Origin of the sequence: Streptomyces sp. NPDC091412 (assembly GCF_044756885.1) — a bacterium.
Lineage (GTDB): Bacteria > Actinomycetota > Actinomycetes > Streptomycetales > Streptomycetaceae > Streptomyces.
Map to the genome: position 1 here is coordinate 59136 of NZ_JBIVTV010000004.1, position 18402 is coordinate 77537.

Sequence of the window (18402 nt, forward strand, 5' to 3'; positions counted from 1 at the left end):
ACTTGTGAACTCTTCACTTCTTCGGCTGCGGCATCCCTGTTTTGATCACATCTGGGTCATGTTCACACCAACAAAGGATGACTGAACGTGTCAGAACGAACACGCCCGACCGGCGAGTGGGAGGGGTCGGCCGTCGCCTCGCAGAGACGCAGACGGCTGTTGCCCCGGATAGCCGTCCTGACGGCCATGGTGCTTGCGGCGGAGACGGCGGTAGTGGTCGCCAATACCGGCCAAGCGGTGGCGGTCAACCGCGAGGAGATACAGCAGACAGCCGCCAAGGCCACATTCAAGAGCCCCGATACCGCTGCGGACATCCCCTCTGCGAAGATTGCGGCTCGGCTCCACGGCAAGCGGGTCGAGGCGCTCTCGGAGCGTACCGAGACCTCGACGACCTGGGTGAACAAGGATGGTTCGCTCACCACTGAACTCGCCGCCGGGCCCGTCCGGTTCATGGACGACGATACGGGAGAGTGGCGCGAGGTCGACCTGGACCTGGTCCAGGTCGCCGACGGGGCCGTCGTGCCCAAGGCCCACCCGGGCGGGCTGCGCCTGTCCGGCAGGTCCGGGACCCCGGCGAAGTCACTGAAAGCCGCTCAGCAGGCCCAAGCCACCGACCTGGTGACCTTGGGCGAAGGCGATCAGCAGATCACGTTGCAATGGAAGGGCGGGCTGCCGCAGCCGAAGCTGGACGGTACGCGGGCGGAGTACGCCGATGCCATACCGGGTGCGGACGTGGTCGTGGAGGCCACCCGGACCGGCTTCGAGCAGTACGTCGAGCTCAAGCAGCGTCCCGGGACCGGTGACGCGGGCGGCTACTCCTACACGCTGCCGTTGAAGGCCAGGGGCCTGAAGGCGAAGCAACTCGCCGACGGCAGCGTGCTGTTCACCGACAAGAAGAACAAGAAGCGGGCTGTCATGCCCGCGCCGGTGATGTGGGACGCCACCGTCGACGAGCGCTCCGGTGAGCACACCCGCACGGCCAGGGTCGGCCTGAAGGTGGTCCAGAAGGGCGCCTCCGTCGACCTGGTGATCACCCCGGACGCCGAGTTCCTCGCCGACCCGGACACCACGTACCCGGTCACCATCGACCCGTCCACCTCCTCGCTGTCCAACGTCTTCGACACCTACGTGCAGCAGGGAGTGACGGTCGACCAGTCGACCGACACCGAACTGGACTGGGGCAACCCGGGCACCAAGAACGCCGACGGCACCCCGCGCACCGCGCAGACCTTCATCTCCTGGAACACCACGCCGATCCAGGACGCGCTGGTCCTGGACGCGAAGCTGTCGCTGTACAACTTCCACTCGGGCAACACCGACTGCAAGGCGTACCCGTGGGAGGTGTGGTCCTCCCCCGCCGCCTCCACCTCCAGCCGGTGGACCAACCGCCCGACGATGACGGCCCTGAAGGCCACCTCCACCGAGACCCGCGGCAACCCGTCGTGCACCAGCACCCAGCCCGCGGGCTGGATCAACGCCAATGTGACCACGCTGGTGCAGGAGTGGGCCTCGGCCAAGGCCACCCGCGGCCACATGGGTATCCAAGCCACGAGCGAAGCGGTCGTGGCCCAGTGGAAGCGCGTCAACTCCGCCAACGCCGCCTCCAACCCGCCGAAGCTGGTGGTGAACTACAACTACCGGCCGCGCACCGGCACGAAGCAGGAGGCCGGCCCGCCGTACTTCTCCTACGGCGGCGACTACGTCGTCAACACCACCACGCCCACCCTGCGGGACACCTTCGTCGACGCCGACGGCGACAAGGTCAACGGCACCTTCCAGATCTTCGACTCCGCCACCAACGCCCAGGTCGGCAACGTCCTGGTGTCCAAGTACGTGCCCTCCGGGCAGGTCGCCTCGGTGACCGTCCCGGCCGGGGTGCTCGCGGACGGCAAGACCTACAAGTTCCGCACCAGCCCCTACGACGGCACGCACTACAACACCGGCTGGTCGGCCTGGAAGACCTTCACGGTCGACACCAAGGCACCGTCCGCCCCGACGAAGATCGTCTCCACGGACTACCCGTCGGACAAGTGGGTCAAGGGCACCGGCCAGGTCGGCACGTTCACCGTCACCCCGCCCGCCGGCGGTGACCACAACTGGCTGGAATGGTCACTGGACGGCGTCACCTGGACCAAGGTGACCACGAGCGGCTCCAGCGCGAACAAGGCGATCAGCATCGCCCCGCCGAAGGACGGCACCCACACGCTGCAGGTGCGGGCCGTGGACAAGGCGGACAACAAGTCCGAGGCGGCCGAGTACACCTTCCACGCGGGCCCCGGCGGCTTCATCCAGCCCAACGACGGCGAACGCACCGCACGCCGGCTCCCGCTCGTCGCGGAGGCCGAAGGCACCAAGTACGACAAGGTGTCCTTCTTCTGGCGGCGCTCCGAGGCCGACAACTGGGTGGAGATCCCCGCCGGTCACGTGACCTCCGGCGGCACCCCGCTGACCGCGTGGCCCGTTGCGCTGACCAACGGCAAGAACGCGCAGCTGGTCTGGAACGCCACCGACACCGTCGACCCCGACGGCACGGTGCAGATCAAGGCCGACTTCACCGGCCCGGGCAACGCCTCCGGCAGCACCGAGCCGCTGACCGTCGTCGTCGACCGCAACGCTGACGGCGCCGCGAGCCAGGGCGTGGGTCCTGGCACGGTGAACATGCTGACCGGCGACTTCGGCCTGTCGGCCACGGATGCCTCCGCGTTCGACATGTCCGTCACGCGTACCGCCTCGTCCCGCACACCGGACAAGGGCGCCACCCAGGAGGGACAGGCGCCGATCTTCGGCAAGGAATGGGTGTCGGGTGCGACCGCCGAGCTGACGGACTCCGACTACTCCCACATCCGCAGGATCTCCGACACGGCCGTGGCCGTGGTCGACTCCGAAGGTGAGGAGACCCACTTCACCGCGAACGCGGCCAAGTCGGGCTGGATTCCGGAGCCGGGTTCGGAGGACCTGACCCTCAAGGGCAGTGTCAGCGGCAGCTTCACGCTCTCCGACACCGAGGGCACGGTCACGGAGTTCACCAAGCCCGATCCGACCGTGCCGACCTGGCAGGTCTCCAGCACCCTGCTGGACGGGCTGACCAACTCCACCACCACGGTGATCTCGCAGAAGACCACCTACAACGGCAAGGCCGTCGCCCGGCCCAAGTGGGTCATCGCACCCACCTCGGCCGCGACCGCCGCGGACTGCACGGCCGATCCGGCCACCAAGGGCTGCCGGGTCCTGGAATACCTGTACCCGCTGACCACCACCGCCACGGACACCGCGTTCGGCGATGTGGTGGGTCAGGTCCAGTCCATCCGCCTGTGGGCCACCGAGCCCGGCGCGGCCACCTCCAAGGTCCTCGCCATCCAGTCGTACGCGTACGACGGGCAGGGGCGGCTGCGCGAGACCTGGAACCCGCGCATCTCTCCCGCACTCAAGACCGAGTACGAGTACGACAGCGCGGGCCGCGTCGTCAAGTTCACCTCGCCCGGCGAACTGCCCTGGACCTTCACCTACGGCAAGGCGGGCAACGCCGCGACCGCCGGTGACGGCATGCTGCTCAAGGCGACCCGTGCGGGGCTGAAGCAGGGCACCGCCGATGTGGGGGAGGGCACGGCCGCCACCAGCATCGTCTACGACGTGCCGCTGACCGGCACCGCCGCCCCGAACAAGATGGGCGCCTCGGATGTGAAGGCATGGGGCCAGCTCGACGCGCCGACGGACGCGACCGCGGTCTTCCCGGCCGACGCCGTGCCGTCCTCGCACTCCGGCGGCTCGCTGACCGCCGCCGCCTACAAGCGGGCCGAGGTGCACTACCTGGGCGTATCCGGCCGTGAGGTCAACTCCGCCACCCCCGGCGGGCACATCTCCACCACCGAATACGACCGCTTCGGCAACACCGTCCGTGAACTGACCGCCACCAATCGGGCCGTCGCCCTGGGACTGAGCACTGACGACAAGGCCACCCAGGCCGATCTCGGCATCACTCAGCTCACCGGCGCCGAGCGCGGCGACCTGCTGGCGACTCGCTCCGTCTACAACGAGAACGGAACCCGAGTACTGGAGGAGTTCGGCCCGCTGCGCAGGACCGACCTCACCGCCGATCTGAAGCAGGGCACCACCTTGCTGGTCTCCGCGGGCACTTCGGTCACCGCCCGGACGTGGACGGTCAACGAGTACGACGCGGGCCGGCCCACAGACGGCACGGCCAAGGTCAAGGACCAGATCACCAAGGTCACCGTCGGCGCCCAGGTGCGCGAACACCCCTCCGTCCAGGGCGAGACCCGGGTCACCCAGACCGTCTACGACTGGGTCAAGGGCCTGCCGACCAAGACGATCAAGGATCCGGGTGGTCTGGCGATCACCGAGACCACGGAGTACGACGCCCAGGGGCGTACCGTCAAGCAGCTCCTGCCCGGCGCGACGGGCACGGACGCGGCAACCCGCGTGACCACGTACTGGTCCGCGACCGGCACCGGCGCCTGCGCCGGCCGCCCGGAGTGGGCCGACCTGGTCTGCTCGGTCGGACCCGCCGGCGCGATCACCGGTGGCGGCTCCAATCCGACAGGGCTGCCGACCACCACCACCGAGTACGACTGGTGGGGCAACGCGGCCAAGGTCACCGAGACCGCCAACGGCGTCACCCGTACGACGACCACGACCTACGACGCCGCGGGCCGGCCGACCAAGACCACCGTCACCGGCGGGCTCGGCCAGGCTGTACCGGACGCCACCACCGAGTACGACCCGAACAACGGCAAGGTGACCAAGACCACCTCGCCCACCGGCGGCACGATCACCAAGGCGTACGACAAGCTCGGCCGCCAGATCGCCTACACCGACGCCGACGGCGGCAGGACCACCACCGAGTACGACCTGCTCGACCGGCCGGTCAAGTCGACGGACACGGTGCCGTCGACGGTCACCTACACCTACGACACGGCCATCGAGCCGCGCGGTCTGGTCACCAAGACCAGCGACTCGATCGCCGGCACCTTCCAGGCGACGTACGACGCCGCCGGGGCCGTGGTGACCGAGAAGCTGCCCGGCGGCTACACCGTCAAGCAGACGAACGATCCCTCGGGTTCCGCCGTCGACCGCACGTACACCCGTGACAGCGACGGCACCATCGTCTACTCGGACACGGTGACCGAGTCCATCCACGGCCAGGTCACCACCCACGCCGGCTGGTCCGACCAGACCTACGGCTACGACGCCACGGGCCGCCTCACCACGGTCGAGGACACCACCGAGACGGTCTGCACGCGCCGCAGCTACGCCTTCGACGCGCGCACCAACCGCAAGTCCCTGACCACGGCGACGGGTACGCCCGGCACCGACTGCCCCACCAGTGGAGGCACCGCCGCCAACTCCACGTACGACAGCGCCGACCGGCTGGTGAACTCCGGGTACACCTACGACGCGTTCGGCCGCACGACCGCTCTGCCGGGCAGCACCATCGGCTACTACGCCAACGACCTCGCGTACCAGCAGGTCTCCGGCGGAAAGCGCCAGACCTGGCAGCTCGACGCGGCCCTGCGGTTCCGCTCGTGGAAGGTGGAGACGGGCAGCGGCTCGACCTGGACACAGAACGCGTCCAAGCTCAACCACTACGACGGCGACGGCGACAGCCCGCGCTGGATCGTGGAGGACACCGCCACGGGAGCCCTGACCCGCAACGTCGACGGGGCCTCCGGCGACCTGGCCGCGACCACCACCAAAACCGGCGACACGGTACTGCAACTCACCACCATCCACGGCGATGTGGCGCTCCAGCTCCCGCTGGACGCGGGCAAGGCGCCGGTCGCCCTGGACTCGGACGAGTACGGCAACCCGCGCCCGGGCCTGGAGCCCACACGCTACAACTGGCTCGGCGCCAAGCAGCGCTCGTCGGAGACCCTGACCGGCCTGACCCTGATGGGCGTACGCCTCTACGACCCCGCCACCGGCCGCTTTCTCTCCCTCGATCCGGTCTACGGCGGCAACGCCAACGCCTACGAGTACACCCACGCCGACCCGCTCAACCGGTACGACCTCGACGGCAAGTTCAGCTGGAAGAAGGCCTGGCGAAAGGGCAAACGGTTCGTCAAGGAGAATCGTGTGATCCTGGCTTCCGTGGGTGCGGGCATCGGCTGCGGATTGGCCATCCCGGCGACCATGGGCGGGGCACTCGCGGGATGCGCCTTCCTGGCTGGCGGGATTGCCGGAGGAGCAGCCAAATGGGCAGGGAATCGTAAAGCATCACGACGCGACATCGCGGTTGCAGCTGTAAAGGGCGGCTTCGGCTATGGCGGTGGTGGAATGGCCATGGGCATGGTCGGGAGAACCGCTGGAAAGAAAGTCATAGGTAAACTCCTTTCTTGGAAGTTTCCAGGAACTGGTACGCGCGCCAAGGTGAAGCCGCATTCTCACCGGCGTCGGTGATGACGTGTTAGCCTGACAGGTAAATTCAGGCGAGGAAGATCGAAATCCGGCGTCCGCACCTCGTGTTGGTCGCCGGATTTCGACCTCTTTGTCTGGTGTGATATCGGGAGGAAATGATGTTCAAAGATGGCTCGATTCTACTTTTTTCCTTTGGGGTCTTGAGTTTTGCTGCAGGAGTAGTGTTCGGCGTGGCAGAGGGTAGGTATGCGGCCATGCCCATTTTCGCCGTCTCGGCAGCGGTGTTTGCGGCAGCTTGGCTTTACGAACGCCGTCGCCAAAGCATTGTCAGCCAGATTGAGTCACATGAGACCGAGCGATAAGAATCTCAGCGGTTGCAACTGAACCTGGATCCACCGTGTAATCCTGGGCCGGGACTGAGGCTGGAACGAGGAAGTGCCGTGTGGCCGGCAGCCCCCGGTGGTGCTGGGCGGCGACGAATTCGGCAACGCCCCCGTCGGCCAGGAGGCGGCCCTGACCCTGATGGGCTCCCGTCCGTACAACCCCGCGACGGGCCGCTTCCTGACAGAACTGGCCGCCCGAGCGGGCGGCCAGTTCTGGGAGCAGGAATTCACATGGCAAATCAAGCAAAGCGTACATCGCGGGCGATGTTCTGGTCCGGCGTCAACGTTTTTGCGCTGGGTATCACGGCAGCCGCTCATCGCCCAAGCGCTGCCGGCCGGCTTCGGAGTCCGGCGGGCGCTCGGTGGCCGAACCCGGCCCCCTGGTACTAGCAGCTCCTCGTCGACCGCGCCTGTCGGCCCGGCACAATTGATCGGTGATCAAAGTGCTGGTGGTCGAGGACCACGCGGTCGTGCGGTCCGGGCTGGTGGCGCTGCTCTCGAGCGAGTTGGGGATGCAGGTCGTCGGTCAGGCCGCCGATGGTGAGGCCGCACTGGTCGAGGCCGAGAGGCTTCGGCCCGATGTGGTCCTCCTCGACATCGACCTGCCTGCCATGGATGGCATCGCCGTTGCCGCAGCGCTCGCCGAACAGCTGCCGGAATGCCGCGTTCTGATGCTCACGGCGCTGGACCGCCCCGGGCATCTGAGTCGTGCCATGAGCGCGGGAGCTTCCGGCTACCTCCTCAAGAGCGCGACCCCCACCGAGACCGCGGACGCGATTCGCCGGGTCGCCGCGGGTGGGCGAGTGATCGACCCGCGGATGCGGGGCGGCCGGGTCGACGAGGTCAGCCCTCTGACCGAGCGGGAGGCCGAGGTGTTGCGGCTGGCGTCCTCGGGTGCGCACGCCCGCGAGATCGCCGCCGACCTCTTCCTGAGCTTGGGCACGGTGCGCAACCGGCTCTCGTCCGCGGTCGGCAAGCTCCACGCGCGTACCCTCGTCGACGCCGTCCGCATCGCCGAAGGCCACGGCTGGCTGTAGGCCTGTGCGGTTCACCTCTCACACAGAAATCGGGAACTCCACTCCATGCTCAGCTACTGGCTCGCGACCGTACGTCGTGCCGCTGTGGCCATCGTCATCCCGGGCGTCGCCCTGGGCGCCTTCATGGCTGGTGTCACGATCTGGGAAGATCCGAGCGCCTGGGCGGACGGGCTGCTCCAGGGGACGCTCGGATGCCTCGTGTTGAGCGCTTTCATGGTCGTCGTGCTCCCCACAACGAACACGTGGCACGCCGCGCGCGCGGTCTCGCGCCATGGCCTGACGCTGTCCGCCGAGGCCGTGCCCTTGCCGTGCACCGCGGAGATCCGCGTGCCGATACGTCCCGGCACCACCGCCTACCAGCTCACCGACAGCGTGCTGCACGCCCTCAAGCAGCTCCCGGCCCCCGAGATCGACGAGGTCAAGGAATTCACCCACGGCAAGCTCACCCTCATCTGCAGGAAATCGCTGAGGCTCCCGGTGAGGTTCCACCTCTCCATCACGACGGACCGGGACACCGCGACCGTGACGATGGACGCCCGCCCCACCGCCACTTGGAAAATCCTTGACGACGCCGCCAGCTGGACCGTCCTCAAGGTCTTCGAGCCGCATGTCAGCAAGGCGGTTCACGACGAGGCGGGCGGCATGAGCGCGACGTGAGCGCGGCCCCTTCTCCCGCAGGTGCGTGAAGATTTCACTTCTCGGGCTCCGCACCGCGTGATGGGATTCAAAGTCGACCGAATCTGCGCCCGCCGCCCATCGGGTGTGGCGCGGCAGGCGTGCACAGGAGTTGGGGAGCGCGCGGGTTCGATGGCGGGGCGGCGGAGTACGGCAGGGCGAGCAAGGGCGGAGATGGTCGCGTTCTACGCCTTGGCCGTACTGGTGCACGGTTCGGCCGTGGCAGGTGTGCTGCGTGGCGGGCCGTGGACGCTCATGTGGTTCCTGCCGGCCATGCTGGGTTCACTGGTGGCGGTCTGGTTCGTCCGTCATGGGATCCGGTGGGGAACGTCGGCGGCAACGTGCGCGGCGGACGAGGAAGAGCAGCGCGAAGACGACGTCGACCAGCGGTGACATCACTTCTCTGCGCTTGCTCCCGCATCGAGTTCGAGCTCGAACCACACCGTCTTGCCGATGCCGCCGGGGCGCGGCTCGGCGCCCCAGTCGTCCGCCAGTGCCTCCACGAGGGCGAGGCCCCGGCCCGACTCGTCCTCCGGTGACGCCTCTCGGGGCATGGGCAGGACGTCGTTGGCGTCCGTGACCGAGATGTGCAGGCGGCCGTCGTCGCTCAGTACGCAGCGCGCCCGGATCTCCCGGCCGGGCGCCTTCGCGTGGCGGTAGGCGTTCGTCATCAGCTCGCTGAGCAGGAGTACCGCCGTCTCCGTCACCCCGTCGGGGAGCTTCCAGGACGTCGCCTGTTCGCGCAGGAGCAGGCGGGCGCGGCCCACGCTGCGGGCGTGGCGGGGGAAGCGGAACTCGATGTCCTGGGGGAGCGCGGTGGGAGAGCGGTGCGGCGTCGGCATACGGGCTGGTTCCTTGCGTGTGATTCTCCGTCGTTCGGCGGGAAAATGCTGCTGGCCTGTGCCTAGCCTCGGAAGTATCGGGTCGGGTACGCAGCGTGGCTGTACACGCTGCGGCGGCGGGAGGCGGGTGAGGGAGCGTGGCACCGGGGGAGTCCCAGCAGGCGCAGCAGAACTGGCGTTACTGCGGTGGGCAGATCAAGCTGTGGCGGGAGGAGGCCCAGGTCACCCGGCAGGCCCTGGCCGAAGAGGCCGGATACGACTACGAGTACGTCAAGTCGATGGAGTGCGGGCGGCGTCGGCCGACGCTGCGGTTGTTGCAAGTCGCTGATCAACTGTGCCGGGCGCGTGGGAAGTTGGTCGCCGCGCATGAGTTCCTGAAACCCGAGCCGTTTCCCCAACGGACGCAGCAGTACGTGCTGGTGGAGGCCGAGGCCATCACCGTCCAGTGGTACGAGCCCCTGTTGATTCCTGGCCTGCTCCAGACTCCCGAGTATGCACGAGCGCTGATCAGCAGCAACTGCCCTCCCCTGGACGAGGAGACGGTGGACGAGCGGGTCGCAGCCCGGCTGAAGCGGCAGGAGAAGCTGACCAGCAAGCCGCCCACGCACTTCAGTTTCGTGGTCCACGAGGCCGCGTTGCGCTCGGCCGTCGGCGGCCGGGACGTCATGCGCAACCAGTGCCAGCACCTGCTGGAGGTCGGCAAGCGGCGTCACCTGTCGATTCAGGTACTCCCGTTCTGCACCGCTCCCACGGCTGCGCTCAGCGGGCCGATGGTGCTGGTGGAGACCGCCGATCACGAGCGCTACGCCTTTGTCGACGGGCAGTCGACGGGCGCCCTTTACTCTGACGGAAACAAGCTCAGTACATTGACTCAGCGCTATGGCATGATCCGCATGCAGGCGCTTAGTGTGGAGGAGTCTGCCCAGTTCACCAGGAAGGTGGCGGAGGAGCTGTGAGCGACGAACTGTCATGGTTCAAGTCGAGTTATAGCGACTCCGAAGGCAGCGCCTGCGTCGAAGTCGCCGCCTCTCCCCGCACCATCCACGTCCGTGACTCCAAACTCGGCGGTGACAGCCCGCGCTTCGCGGTGAACGCCGACGCCTGGTCAGAGTTCCTCGCGTACGCCGCTCACTGAGATCAGCAGCGCGATCGCCGCCGCCGTCACCGGGACCGCGTAACCCGCTGTCGCCGAGACGTGCTCGACCATCCAGCCACCGGTCGCGCTGCCGCAGGCGATGCCGCCGAGCAGGCCCGTCACCGCGAGGGTCATGCCCTCGTTGAGGCGGCCCTCGGGGGAGCGCCGCTGGACCAGGGTCATGTTGGTGACCATGGTGGGCGCCGTCGCCGTACCCGCGACGAGCAGCGCCGCGGACAGCGCGAGCAGGGAACCGGTCAGCGCGGCGGCCAGCAGCGGCAGGGTCATGAGGGCCGTCATCGCCGCCACGCACCACGGCAGTCGCCGTCCGGCCGGGCCCGCCGGTCGCAGGGCCCCGTACACCAGCCCGGCCACGCACGAACCGGCCGCCTGGAGGCCGAGTGCCACGCCTGCCACCGACCGATGACCCTGCTCGTCCGCGAACGCCACGGTGACGACCTCCATCGCGCCGAACACCGCGCCCATGGCGAGGCACACAGCGAGCTGGCCCGGCATACCGGGGGCGCGCAGAGGCGCCCGCGCGGGAGTGCGGGGACTCGGCGGCGGCTCGGTCGAGCGCTGGGCGGTGAACAGAAGGATGCCGGTCAGCAGGAGTACGGCGCCGACCAGCGTGCCGGACTCAGGGAAGAACGTCCCGGTGAGGAAGGCCGCGAGGACCGGGCCGAGCATGAAGCACAACTCGTCCGCGGCCTGTTCGAAGGAGTTGGCGGTATGCAGGGCCTCGGGGTCGGACCGCAGCAGGTGCGCCCAGCGGGCACGGGACATTCCGCCGGTGTTGGGTGTGGTCGCGGTGGCGGCGTACGCGGCGAACAGGGTCCAGTCGGGGGCGTCGTAGCGCACGCACAGCAGGAGGGCCAGGCTGCCCAGGACCGCGCAGACGGTGGCGGGCACGGCGATCCGGGCCTGCCCGTACCGGTCCACCAGCCGGGCGACCCAGGGGGCGGTCGCCGCGGTCGCCGCGAGGCCGGTGGCGGTGACGGCGCCGGCCAGCGCGTACGAGCCGCGCGCACCGGCGATCATGACGACCGCGCTCACGCCGAACATGCCCGACGGCAGCCGGGCTATCAGGTTCCCGGCGGTGAAGGCGCGAGTGCCGGGGAGGGCGAACAGACGGCGGTAGGGGGCGAGTAGGGAGGCGCGACCTTCCCCGGAGGGCGGCGCGGGGGCCGAGGTGGCGGACGGGACAGGGGTTTTCGGCATGCCGTCACCGTCGCCCCTGCGCTGAGCTGCGGTCCAACACCTGATCGGATGCGATTGACGTACCTGCGTTGTAAGTTCGGCCGGTGCCTGCCGAACCCGGACCGCCGTCCCTCTTCGCCGAGGGGATCGCCCCCCGCCTGCTGCGTGCCTTCGTCACCGTCGCCGAGGAACTGCACTTCACGCGCGCCGCCGCACGGCTGTACGTCGCGCAGCAGGCCCTCAGCCGGGATATCCGCCGACTGGAGCGGGAGTTGGGCGCCGTGCTGTTCGTACGGACCACCCGGCAGGTCACGCTGACCGCCGAGGGCGCCCGGCTCCTGCCGTACGCCCGCCGGGTGCTCCAGGCGCAGCGCGCGCTGCTCGACGCCTTCGGCCGGGGTGAGCCGGAACGGCCGCTGCTGGTCGACGTCAACAGCCCGGGGCTGTTCGGGGAGCGGGTGCTGGAGCGGGCGCGGTCCCGGGTCCCGCACCTCGAACTGATGACCCGCTTCGAGAGCGGTCTGACCGGTGCCGCCGCCGAGATCCTGGCCGGCCGTCTCGACGCGTCGTTCGGACGGTTCGCCGGGCTCGATCCCGTGGTCCGGCGGGGACTGCTGCACCAGCCCGTGCGGTACGAGCGGATGGCCGTCATCCTGCCCGAGGGGCACCGGCTCGCGGACCTGGAGCAGGTGCCGCTCGGCGCCCTGGCGGGGGAGACCGTGTACGCGGGCGCGGGCAATCCGCGCACGCTGGAGTGGACCGACCTCGCGCGTGAGCTGTTCGAGGGGCGCGGCATCAGCCTCGCGCCGCCGGCTCCGCTCGCGATCGGCGTGGCCGAGTTCCGGCGGATCATGGCCAAGCACAGGAACCCGATTCTCGCCGTGGTCGACTTTCCGGCGATGCCTCAGACGGTTCTGCGGCCTCTCGTCGAACCCGTTCCGCTGTCGCCGGTGTCGCTGGTGTGGCGAAAAGGCCAGGTTCACCCAGGATTGGATGCGCTCAGGCGTTCTGCCACCGAACTGGCGTACGAGGGAGGATGGTTGCGCAAGCCGGTGGAGGGGTGGATTCCGGCCATGGACGCGGTCGTGATGGGTGCACACATCTGAGACCCATCTCCATGGCATGGCCACATGCGATACATTCGGGGCCCCGGGTGCACTGTGATAAAGGGGGCGCTCGGGCCGGGTGGGGGTCCTGGCCCGACGACAGTACGTAGGCCCGGATTCGTCGCCCACCTGGAAGTCATGCCCCTGGGGGGGAAGCACGTGCGCGTCGACAAATGGCCAGATCACGCCCAACCGAGCGGCTCCGGATTTTCATCCGGGGACGGTCGGCAGACGGCCGGGGCCGCGGACCCGAGCGAGTCGCCCATATCCGGTGATGCCCTTGGCACGGAACCGGATTCAGGCCACCCCGCCGAAACGGCGCCGGGTTCCGGTGACCGGGGTGCGTGGCCGGATGCCGCCGGGCGGACGGCGGCCTGGCCGACGGCCGGTCCTGGCGGTGCGCGGAGACGCCCGCAAGGAGTCGGCGAGGACCGGGGGCAGGGCCCGGCGGCGGGCTCCTGGTTCGACAAGGGCCGCACCGCCGACCCGGAGGCCGCTGCGGAGACCCGGGTACTGCCCGGGTCGGAACCGATGGCGGACACCTGGATGACGGCCGACCCGGAGGCCGCTGCGGAGACGCGGCTGCTCCCCGGATCGACGGCTGCCGCCGAGACGCAGATGCTGTCTGGAACGGCTGCCGCCGCTGAGACGCAGATGCTCTCCGGACCCGCGGCCGCGGCGGAGACCCAGTTGCTGTCCGGTGCGCCGGGCGCCGCGGCACCCGGGGCGCCGGCAGGCGCGGGCACCGGCCCCGCCGGCACCGGCCCCCTGCGGGTGCAGGTCGAGGACCCCTGGGAGACCCACGACCCGCACGAGGTCACCGTGCAGCTCGACGCCGTGAGCCTGCGGCCGGGCGGCACCCTCGGCTCGGCCGGCCCCGCCGGCAAGGAGGCCGACCGGCCCGTCTTCGTCGACGAGTCCGGCCGCCGCAGCCGCCGCTTCCGCCGGCTCGGCATGGCCATCGGCCTCGCCTGCGCGGTCTACGCGGTCGTCATCGTCGTCACCCTGCTGTCCGGCAACGCCGCCGCCCCCTGGGTACCGGTCCCGGTTCCGGGCGCCGACGACCAGCCGGCGAGCAAGGTCAAGGAGTCCCCGCGGCAGTCGGATGCCACGAGCCCGTCCCCGGACTCCAGCGGTTCGCCCGAGGCCACCACCGACCCCTCCGCCCCCACCGTCCCGAGCGCCGGTGTGAACCCGCCCGCGGGATCCACCGCCGTATCGGGAGCCCCGGCCGTGTCCGGCGGGACGCCCGCCGCGCCGAGCAACCCCGCGCCCTCGGTGTCCAGCACGAAGAAGGCCCCGGACGGTCCGTCCGCGTCCGCCGATCCCGGGGACAACACGCCCCCGGACACCAAGACGCCGCCGCCCGACCCGAACTCGCCCGACCCGACCCCGTCCGGTTCCGGCAGGCCGCCCACTTCCGACCCCGGCGGCAGCGGCGTCACCACCAACAACGCCGGGGGAGCCCCCACGGCGAACCCCGTCGCCACCAGCGGCCGGGCCGCCGACCGGCCCGGCGTCACACCCGACCACTCTCCGGAGAACGTCCTCTGATGGCCTCCCGTTCCAACCGTCGCCGCTCCACCAGAGGCGACGGGCGATCACAGCGTGCCCCGGCACACGTCAATCTGCGACGCCGCCGGCTGCCCATGCGCTGGGTGCTCCCCGTCATGCTGCTGGTCGCCATGACCGCGATGCTGATGCTGCGCGGCTATGTGCACAGCGAGATCCTCGCCGACTACCGCATCAGGCCCGAGGTCGCCTACGACAAGGTGCCCGAGGAGATCCTCGAGGGCGGCCCGGTCATCGACACCCGCAGTGGCAAGACCGCCAGCCTGAGCGTGCCCAAGCACCGGCTCGTCCTCACCTTCGACGACGGTCCCGACCCCGAGTGGACCCCCAAGGTGCTCGACGTGCTCAAGAAGCACCACGCGCACGGCGTCTTCTTCATCACCGGCACCATGGCCTCGCAGTACCCGGACCTGGTGAAGCGCATCGTGCGCGAGGGACACGAGATCGGGCTGCACACCTTCAACCACCCCGACCTGTCCTACAAGTCCCCCGGTGGCATCGACTGGCAGCTGTCCCAGAACCAGATGGCCCTGGAGGGCGCCGCCGGCATCCGCACGTCGCTGTTCCGGCCGCCGTACTCGTCCTTCGCCGACGCGATGGACAACGCGTCCTGGCCGGTCACCAAGTACATCGGCTCCCGCGGTTACCTCACGGTCCTCAACAACACCGACAGTGAGGACTGGCAGAAGCCGGGTGTCGACGAGATCATCCGCAGGGCCACCCCGAAGCACGGCGACGGCGCCATCGTCCTGATGCACGACTCCGGTGGCGACCGGCACCAGACCGTCGAGGCGCTCGACAGGTTCCTGCCCGAACTCCAGGCCAGGGGCTACAAGTTCCAGAACCTCACCGAGGCCCTCGGCGCACCCAGCGCGCACACCCCGGTCGCCGGCGCGGAGCTGTGGAAGGGCCGGGCCTGGATCTTCCTGGTCCAGGCCTCGGACGAACTCACCGGCGTGCTGGTCGTCGGCCTCGCCGTCATCGGCTCCCTCGTCCTCGTCCGCTTCGGCCTGATGCTGCTGCTCTCGGGGGCGCACGCCCGCCGGGTGCGCAAGAAGAACTTCCGCTGGGGCCCCGATACGCCGATCACCCGGCCGGTGTCGGTCCTCGTCCCGGCGTACAACGAGGCCAAGTGCATCGAGAACACGGTGCGTTCACTCGTCGCGAGCGACCATCCGATCGAGGTGCTCGTCATCGACGACGGCTCCAGCGACGGCACCGCGCGCATCGTCGAGAACCTGAACCTGCCGGGCGTGCGGGTCATCCGGCAGCTCAACGCGGGCAAGCCGGCCGCGCTCAACCGGGGCCTGGCCAACGCCCGTTACGACATCATCGTGATGATGGACGGCGACACCGTGTTCGAGCCGTCCACCATCAGCGAGCTGGTGCAGCCCTTCGCCGACCCGAAGGTCGGCGCGGTCGCCGGCAACGCCAAGGTGGGCAACAAGGACTCGCTCATCGGGGCCTGGCAGCACATCGAGTACGTGATGGGCTTCAACCTCGACCGCCGGATGTACGACATCCTCGGCTGCATGCCGACCATCCCCGGAGCGGTCGGCGCCTTCCGGCGCAGCGCGCTGGAGCGGGTCGGCGGCATGAGCGAGGACACGCTCGCCGAGGACACCGACGTCACCATGGCACTGCACCGCGACGGCTGGCGGGTGGTGTACGCGGAGAACGCCCGCGCCTGGACCGAGGCCCCGGAGTCCGTGCAGCAGCTGTGGTCCCAGCGCTACCGCTGGTCGTACGGCACCATGCAGGCGATCTGGAAGCACCGCCGGGCCGTCGTGGAGCGCGGCCCCTCGGGCCGCTTCGGCCGCGTCGGACTGCCGTTCGTCTCCCTGTTCATGGTGGTGGCCCCGCTGCTGGCCCCGCTGATCGACGTCTTCCTGCTGTACGGGCTGGTGTTCGGCCCCACGGAGAAGACCGTCGGCGCCTGGCTCGGCGTACTGGCGGTGCAGGCGATCTGCGCCGCGTACGCCTTCCGGCTGGACCGCGAGCGGATGAGCCACCTCATCTCGCTGCCGCTCCAGCAGATTCTCTATCGGCAACTGATGTACGTCGTCCTGCTCCGGTCCTGGATGACGGCGCTCACCGGCGGTCGGCTGCGCTGGCAGAAACTGCGGCGCACCGGCGTGGTGGAGGCGCCGGGTTCGATCCCGCAACAGCGGGCGACGGGCAGCGGCAGTGAACGGAGGCCCGTCGGATGACGGCACACGAGTACGGGACCGCGGACGGCACACCGCCGCCGGGCGTACCGGGGACGCCCTCGGGCCCGGGCCCCGGTTACGGTTCCTCGGCACCCGCCAACTCGGGGCCCGCCCCAGGGAGCTGGCCCTACGGGGACGCGACGGGGACGACGGCCGGTACCGCGGGCGGGTACCCGGCCGGGGCCACGACCGGGACCACGGCCGGGTGGCCGTACGACGGTGCCGGAGACGTGAGGATCCCCGCGCAGAAGACGGCGGACGCGGTGCACGGGGCGGCGCCGGCGAACACCACCGGCGCCGACTCGACCGGCGCGACCGGTGGGGCCGACCCGGCCGGCGCGGAGAAGAAGCCGGCGGTCCCCGGCCGTGACCGCTATCTGGACCTGCTGCGCTCCATCGCCCTGGTGCGTGTGGTGGCGTACCACCTCTTCGGCTGGGCCTGGCTGTCGGTCCTCTTCCCGTCCATGGGCGTGATGTTCGCGCTGGCGGGCTCGCTCATGGCGCGCTCGCTCAACCGTCCCGCCCTGTCCGTGATCAAGAGCAGGGTGCGCAGGCTGCTGCCCCCGCTGTGGGTGTTCAGCGCGCTGATGCTCGGGATCCTGTTCGTGCAGGGCTGGAGCCCGGCGAAGGACCCGGACCTCGGGGGCCATCTCTGGGGACCGGTCAGCGTGTTCAACTACCTGGTGCCGATCGGCGCTCCGCCGTACCCCTTGAGCATCGGCTCCGAGTCCGGGCTGCTGGAGAGCAGTTGGGCGGACCAGGCGGCGGGTCCGCTGTGGTACCTGCGGGCCTACCTCTGGTTCGTGCTCGCCTCCCCGCTGCTGCTGTGGGCGTTCCGCCGGGTGCCGTGGGCGACGCTGCTGTTCCCGCTGGCGCTCACCGCCGTGGTCGGCACCGGGCTGGTGACCATCCCCGGCGAGACCGGCAACGCGGTCCAGGACTTCGCCGTGTACGGCAGCTGCTGGGTGCTCGGCTTCGCCCACAACAACGGCATGCTGAAGCAGATCCCGCGCTATGCGGCCGTGTCCGGCGCGGCGGCGTTGATGGCGTTCGGCCTGTGGTGGGCGTCCGGCCACCTCGGCTCCGAGGGCTGGGACCTGAACGACATCCCGCTCGCTCAGGCGACCTGGTCGTTCGGCATCGTGGTGATCCTGTTGCAGTACTCGCCGTCGTGGCAGACGCTGCCGGGCCGGCTGGCCAAGTGGGACAAGCTCATCACCCTCTCCAACAACCGAGCGGTGACGATCTACCTCTGGCACAACCTGCTCATCATGGTGACGGTGCCGATCCTCGACCTGGCCTACGACCTGCCCTTCATGCAGAGCGACGCGGCCTCGTCGTGGCTGGACTCGACGGAACTCTTCTGGCAGTTCGTGCTCGTCTGGCCGCTGATAGGCCTGGCCATACTGTCCGTCGGCTGGGTCGAGGACCTGGCGGCGAAGCGCAAGCCCCGGCTGTGGCCGAACGGGGCGAAGAAGAAGCGGGCGGCGAGGGCTCACTGAGCCGGGCCCGCTGAGCCGGGTTCGCCGAGCCGGGTTCGCCGAGCCGGGTGCCCCGCGTCCTTCGGGCGCGGGGCACCCGGCTCTGTGCCGGGCATGGAGTCGTCGGAGTGCCGCCGGGCTCTGGCCAACGCGCGTAGACGGGCGCATCATGGGGGTGCTTTGTGCGCACAACCCTCGCACTGAAATTGTCATGCGCGCGTCACTGCAGGCTCATCCGACGTGTGCGTGCACGCCCATTCACGCGCGTCATTCAGCGACAAAGGGAGACGGCACGATGGCTTGCGGATCGACCAGCCTATGGGCCGGTGAAACGAGCTGGTTCTGTTGCGGATCCTCCTGGGGTCCGTGCGGCAGCGCGGGCGGCGGCG

The 18402-nt window shown here is 69.6% G+C and carries 12 protein-coding genes; 10 read left to right on the forward strand and 2 right to left on the reverse strand.

Annotated elements, in window-relative coordinates:
- Positions 1-186 precede the first annotated feature (186 nt).
- From ACIQMV_RS11600 to ACIQMV_RS11615, 4 genes are all read left to right on the forward strand, one after another.
- Positions 187-6414, forward strand: coding sequence for an RHS repeat-associated core domain-containing protein (locus ACIQMV_RS11600; RefSeq protein WP_402592901.1), 6228 nt, complete (start codon positions 187-189; stop codon positions 6412-6414).
- A gap of 775 nt (positions 6415-7189) precedes the next feature.
- On the forward strand, positions 7190-7792 hold the full coding sequence (locus ACIQMV_RS11605) for a response regulator (protein ID WP_402592500.1): 603 nt from the start codon (positions 7190-7192) through the stop codon (positions 7790-7792).
- Positions 7793-7837: 45 nt separating this feature from the next.
- Positions 7838-8449: a hypothetical protein gene (locus ACIQMV_RS11610; protein ID WP_402592501.1), complete on the forward strand. Its 612-nt coding sequence runs from the start codon at positions 7838-7840 to the stop codon at positions 8447-8449.
- 192 nt (positions 8450-8641) lie between these two features.
- Positions 8642-8860 (forward strand): hypothetical protein, encoded by a 219-nt coding sequence (locus ACIQMV_RS11615; RefSeq protein WP_402592502.1) that lies wholly within the window; start codon positions 8642-8644, stop codon positions 8858-8860.
- A 2-nt stretch (positions 8861-8862) separates the two neighbouring features.
- On the opposite strand, the gene ACIQMV_RS11620 is transcribed toward ACIQMV_RS11615, so the two are convergent.
- The gene (locus ACIQMV_RS11620; RefSeq protein WP_402592503.1) at positions 8863-9309 is read right to left on the reverse strand and encodes an ATP-binding protein; all 447 of its coding nucleotides are present in this window, start codon (positions 9307-9309) and stop codon (positions 8863-8865) included.
- Between the two features lie 137 nt (positions 9310-9446).
- Between ACIQMV_RS11620 and ACIQMV_RS11625 the strand changes: the two genes are divergently transcribed.
- Together ACIQMV_RS11625 and ACIQMV_RS11630 are read left to right on the forward strand one after the other, a co-directional pair.
- The gene (locus ACIQMV_RS11625; protein ID WP_401780159.1) at positions 9447-10265 is read left to right on the forward strand and encodes a helix-turn-helix domain-containing protein; all 819 of its coding nucleotides are present in this window, start codon (positions 9447-9449) and stop codon (positions 10263-10265) included.
- Positions 10262-10444 carry a DUF397 domain-containing protein gene (locus ACIQMV_RS11630; protein WP_402592504.1) on the forward strand — a complete coding sequence of 61 codons (183 nt, stop codon included), beginning with the start codon at positions 10262-10264 and terminating at the stop codon, positions 10442-10444. The genes ACIQMV_RS11625 and ACIQMV_RS11630 overlap by 4 nt, the downstream gene beginning before the upstream one ends.
- Here ACIQMV_RS11630 and ACIQMV_RS11635 read toward each other — a convergent pair.
- Positions 10415-11665 (reverse strand): MFS transporter, encoded by a 1251-nt coding sequence (locus ACIQMV_RS11635; protein WP_402592505.1) that lies wholly within the window; start codon positions 11663-11665, stop codon positions 10415-10417. The genes ACIQMV_RS11630 and ACIQMV_RS11635 overlap by 30 nt on opposite strands.
- 83 nt (positions 11666-11748) lie before the next feature.
- Between ACIQMV_RS11635 and ACIQMV_RS11640 the strand changes: the two genes are divergently transcribed.
- From ACIQMV_RS11640 to ACIQMV_RS11655, 4 genes are all read left to right on the forward strand, one after another.
- Entirely contained in the window at positions 11749-12750 is a 1002-nt protein-coding gene (locus ACIQMV_RS11640; protein WP_402592506.1) for a LysR family transcriptional regulator, read from the forward strand.
- 531 nt (positions 12751-13281) lie between these two features.
- Positions 13282-14304, forward strand: coding sequence for a translation initiation factor IF-2 (locus tag ACIQMV_RS11645; RefSeq protein WP_402592507.1), 1023 nt, complete (start codon positions 13282-13284; stop codon positions 14302-14304).
- Positions 14304-16532, forward strand: a complete 2229-nt coding sequence (locus tag ACIQMV_RS11650) for a glycosyltransferase (RefSeq protein ID WP_402592508.1) — start codon at positions 14304-14306, stop codon at positions 16530-16532. Before ACIQMV_RS11645 ends, ACIQMV_RS11650 begins: the two co-directional genes overlap by 1 nt.
- The gene (locus ACIQMV_RS11655) at positions 16529-18034 is read left to right on the forward strand and encodes an acyltransferase (protein ID WP_402592509.1); all 1506 of its coding nucleotides are present in this window, start codon (positions 16529-16531) and stop codon (positions 18032-18034) included. The genes ACIQMV_RS11650 and ACIQMV_RS11655 overlap by 4 nt, the downstream gene beginning before the upstream one ends.
- The last annotated feature ends 368 nt before the right edge of the window (positions 18035-18402 follow it).

Excerpts from the sequence above, each read along its gene's own strand:
- ACIQMV_RS11645 (WP_402592507.1), top strand. The coding sequence starts at position 13,282 with ATGGCGGACACCTGGATGACGGCCGACCCGGAGGCCGCTGCGGAGACG.
- ACIQMV_RS11650 (WP_402592508.1), top strand. The coding sequence starts at position 14,304 with ATGGCCTCCCGTTCCAACCGTCGCCGCTCCACCAGAGGCGACGGGCGA.
- ACIQMV_RS11600 (WP_402592901.1), top strand. The coding sequence starts at position 187 with ATGGTGCTTGCGGCGGAGACGGCGGTAGTGGTCGCCAATACCGGCCAA.
- ACIQMV_RS11635 (WP_402592505.1), bottom strand. The coding sequence starts at position 11,665 with ATGCCGAAAACCCCTGTCCCGTCCGCCACCTCGGCCCCCGCGCCGCCC.
- ACIQMV_RS11610 (WP_402592501.1), top strand. The coding sequence starts at position 7,838 with ATGCTCAGCTACTGGCTCGCGACCGTACGTCGTGCCGCTGTGGCCATC.
- ACIQMV_RS11620 (WP_402592503.1), bottom strand. The coding sequence starts at position 9,309 with ATGCCGACGCCGCACCGCTCTCCCACCGCGCTCCCCCAGGACATCGAG.
- ACIQMV_RS11615 (WP_402592502.1), top strand. The coding sequence starts at position 8,642 with ATGGTCGCGTTCTACGCCTTGGCCGTACTGGTGCACGGTTCGGCCGTG.
- ACIQMV_RS11655 (WP_402592509.1), top strand. The coding sequence starts at position 16,529 with ATGACGGCACACGAGTACGGGACCGCGGACGGCACACCGCCGCCGGGC.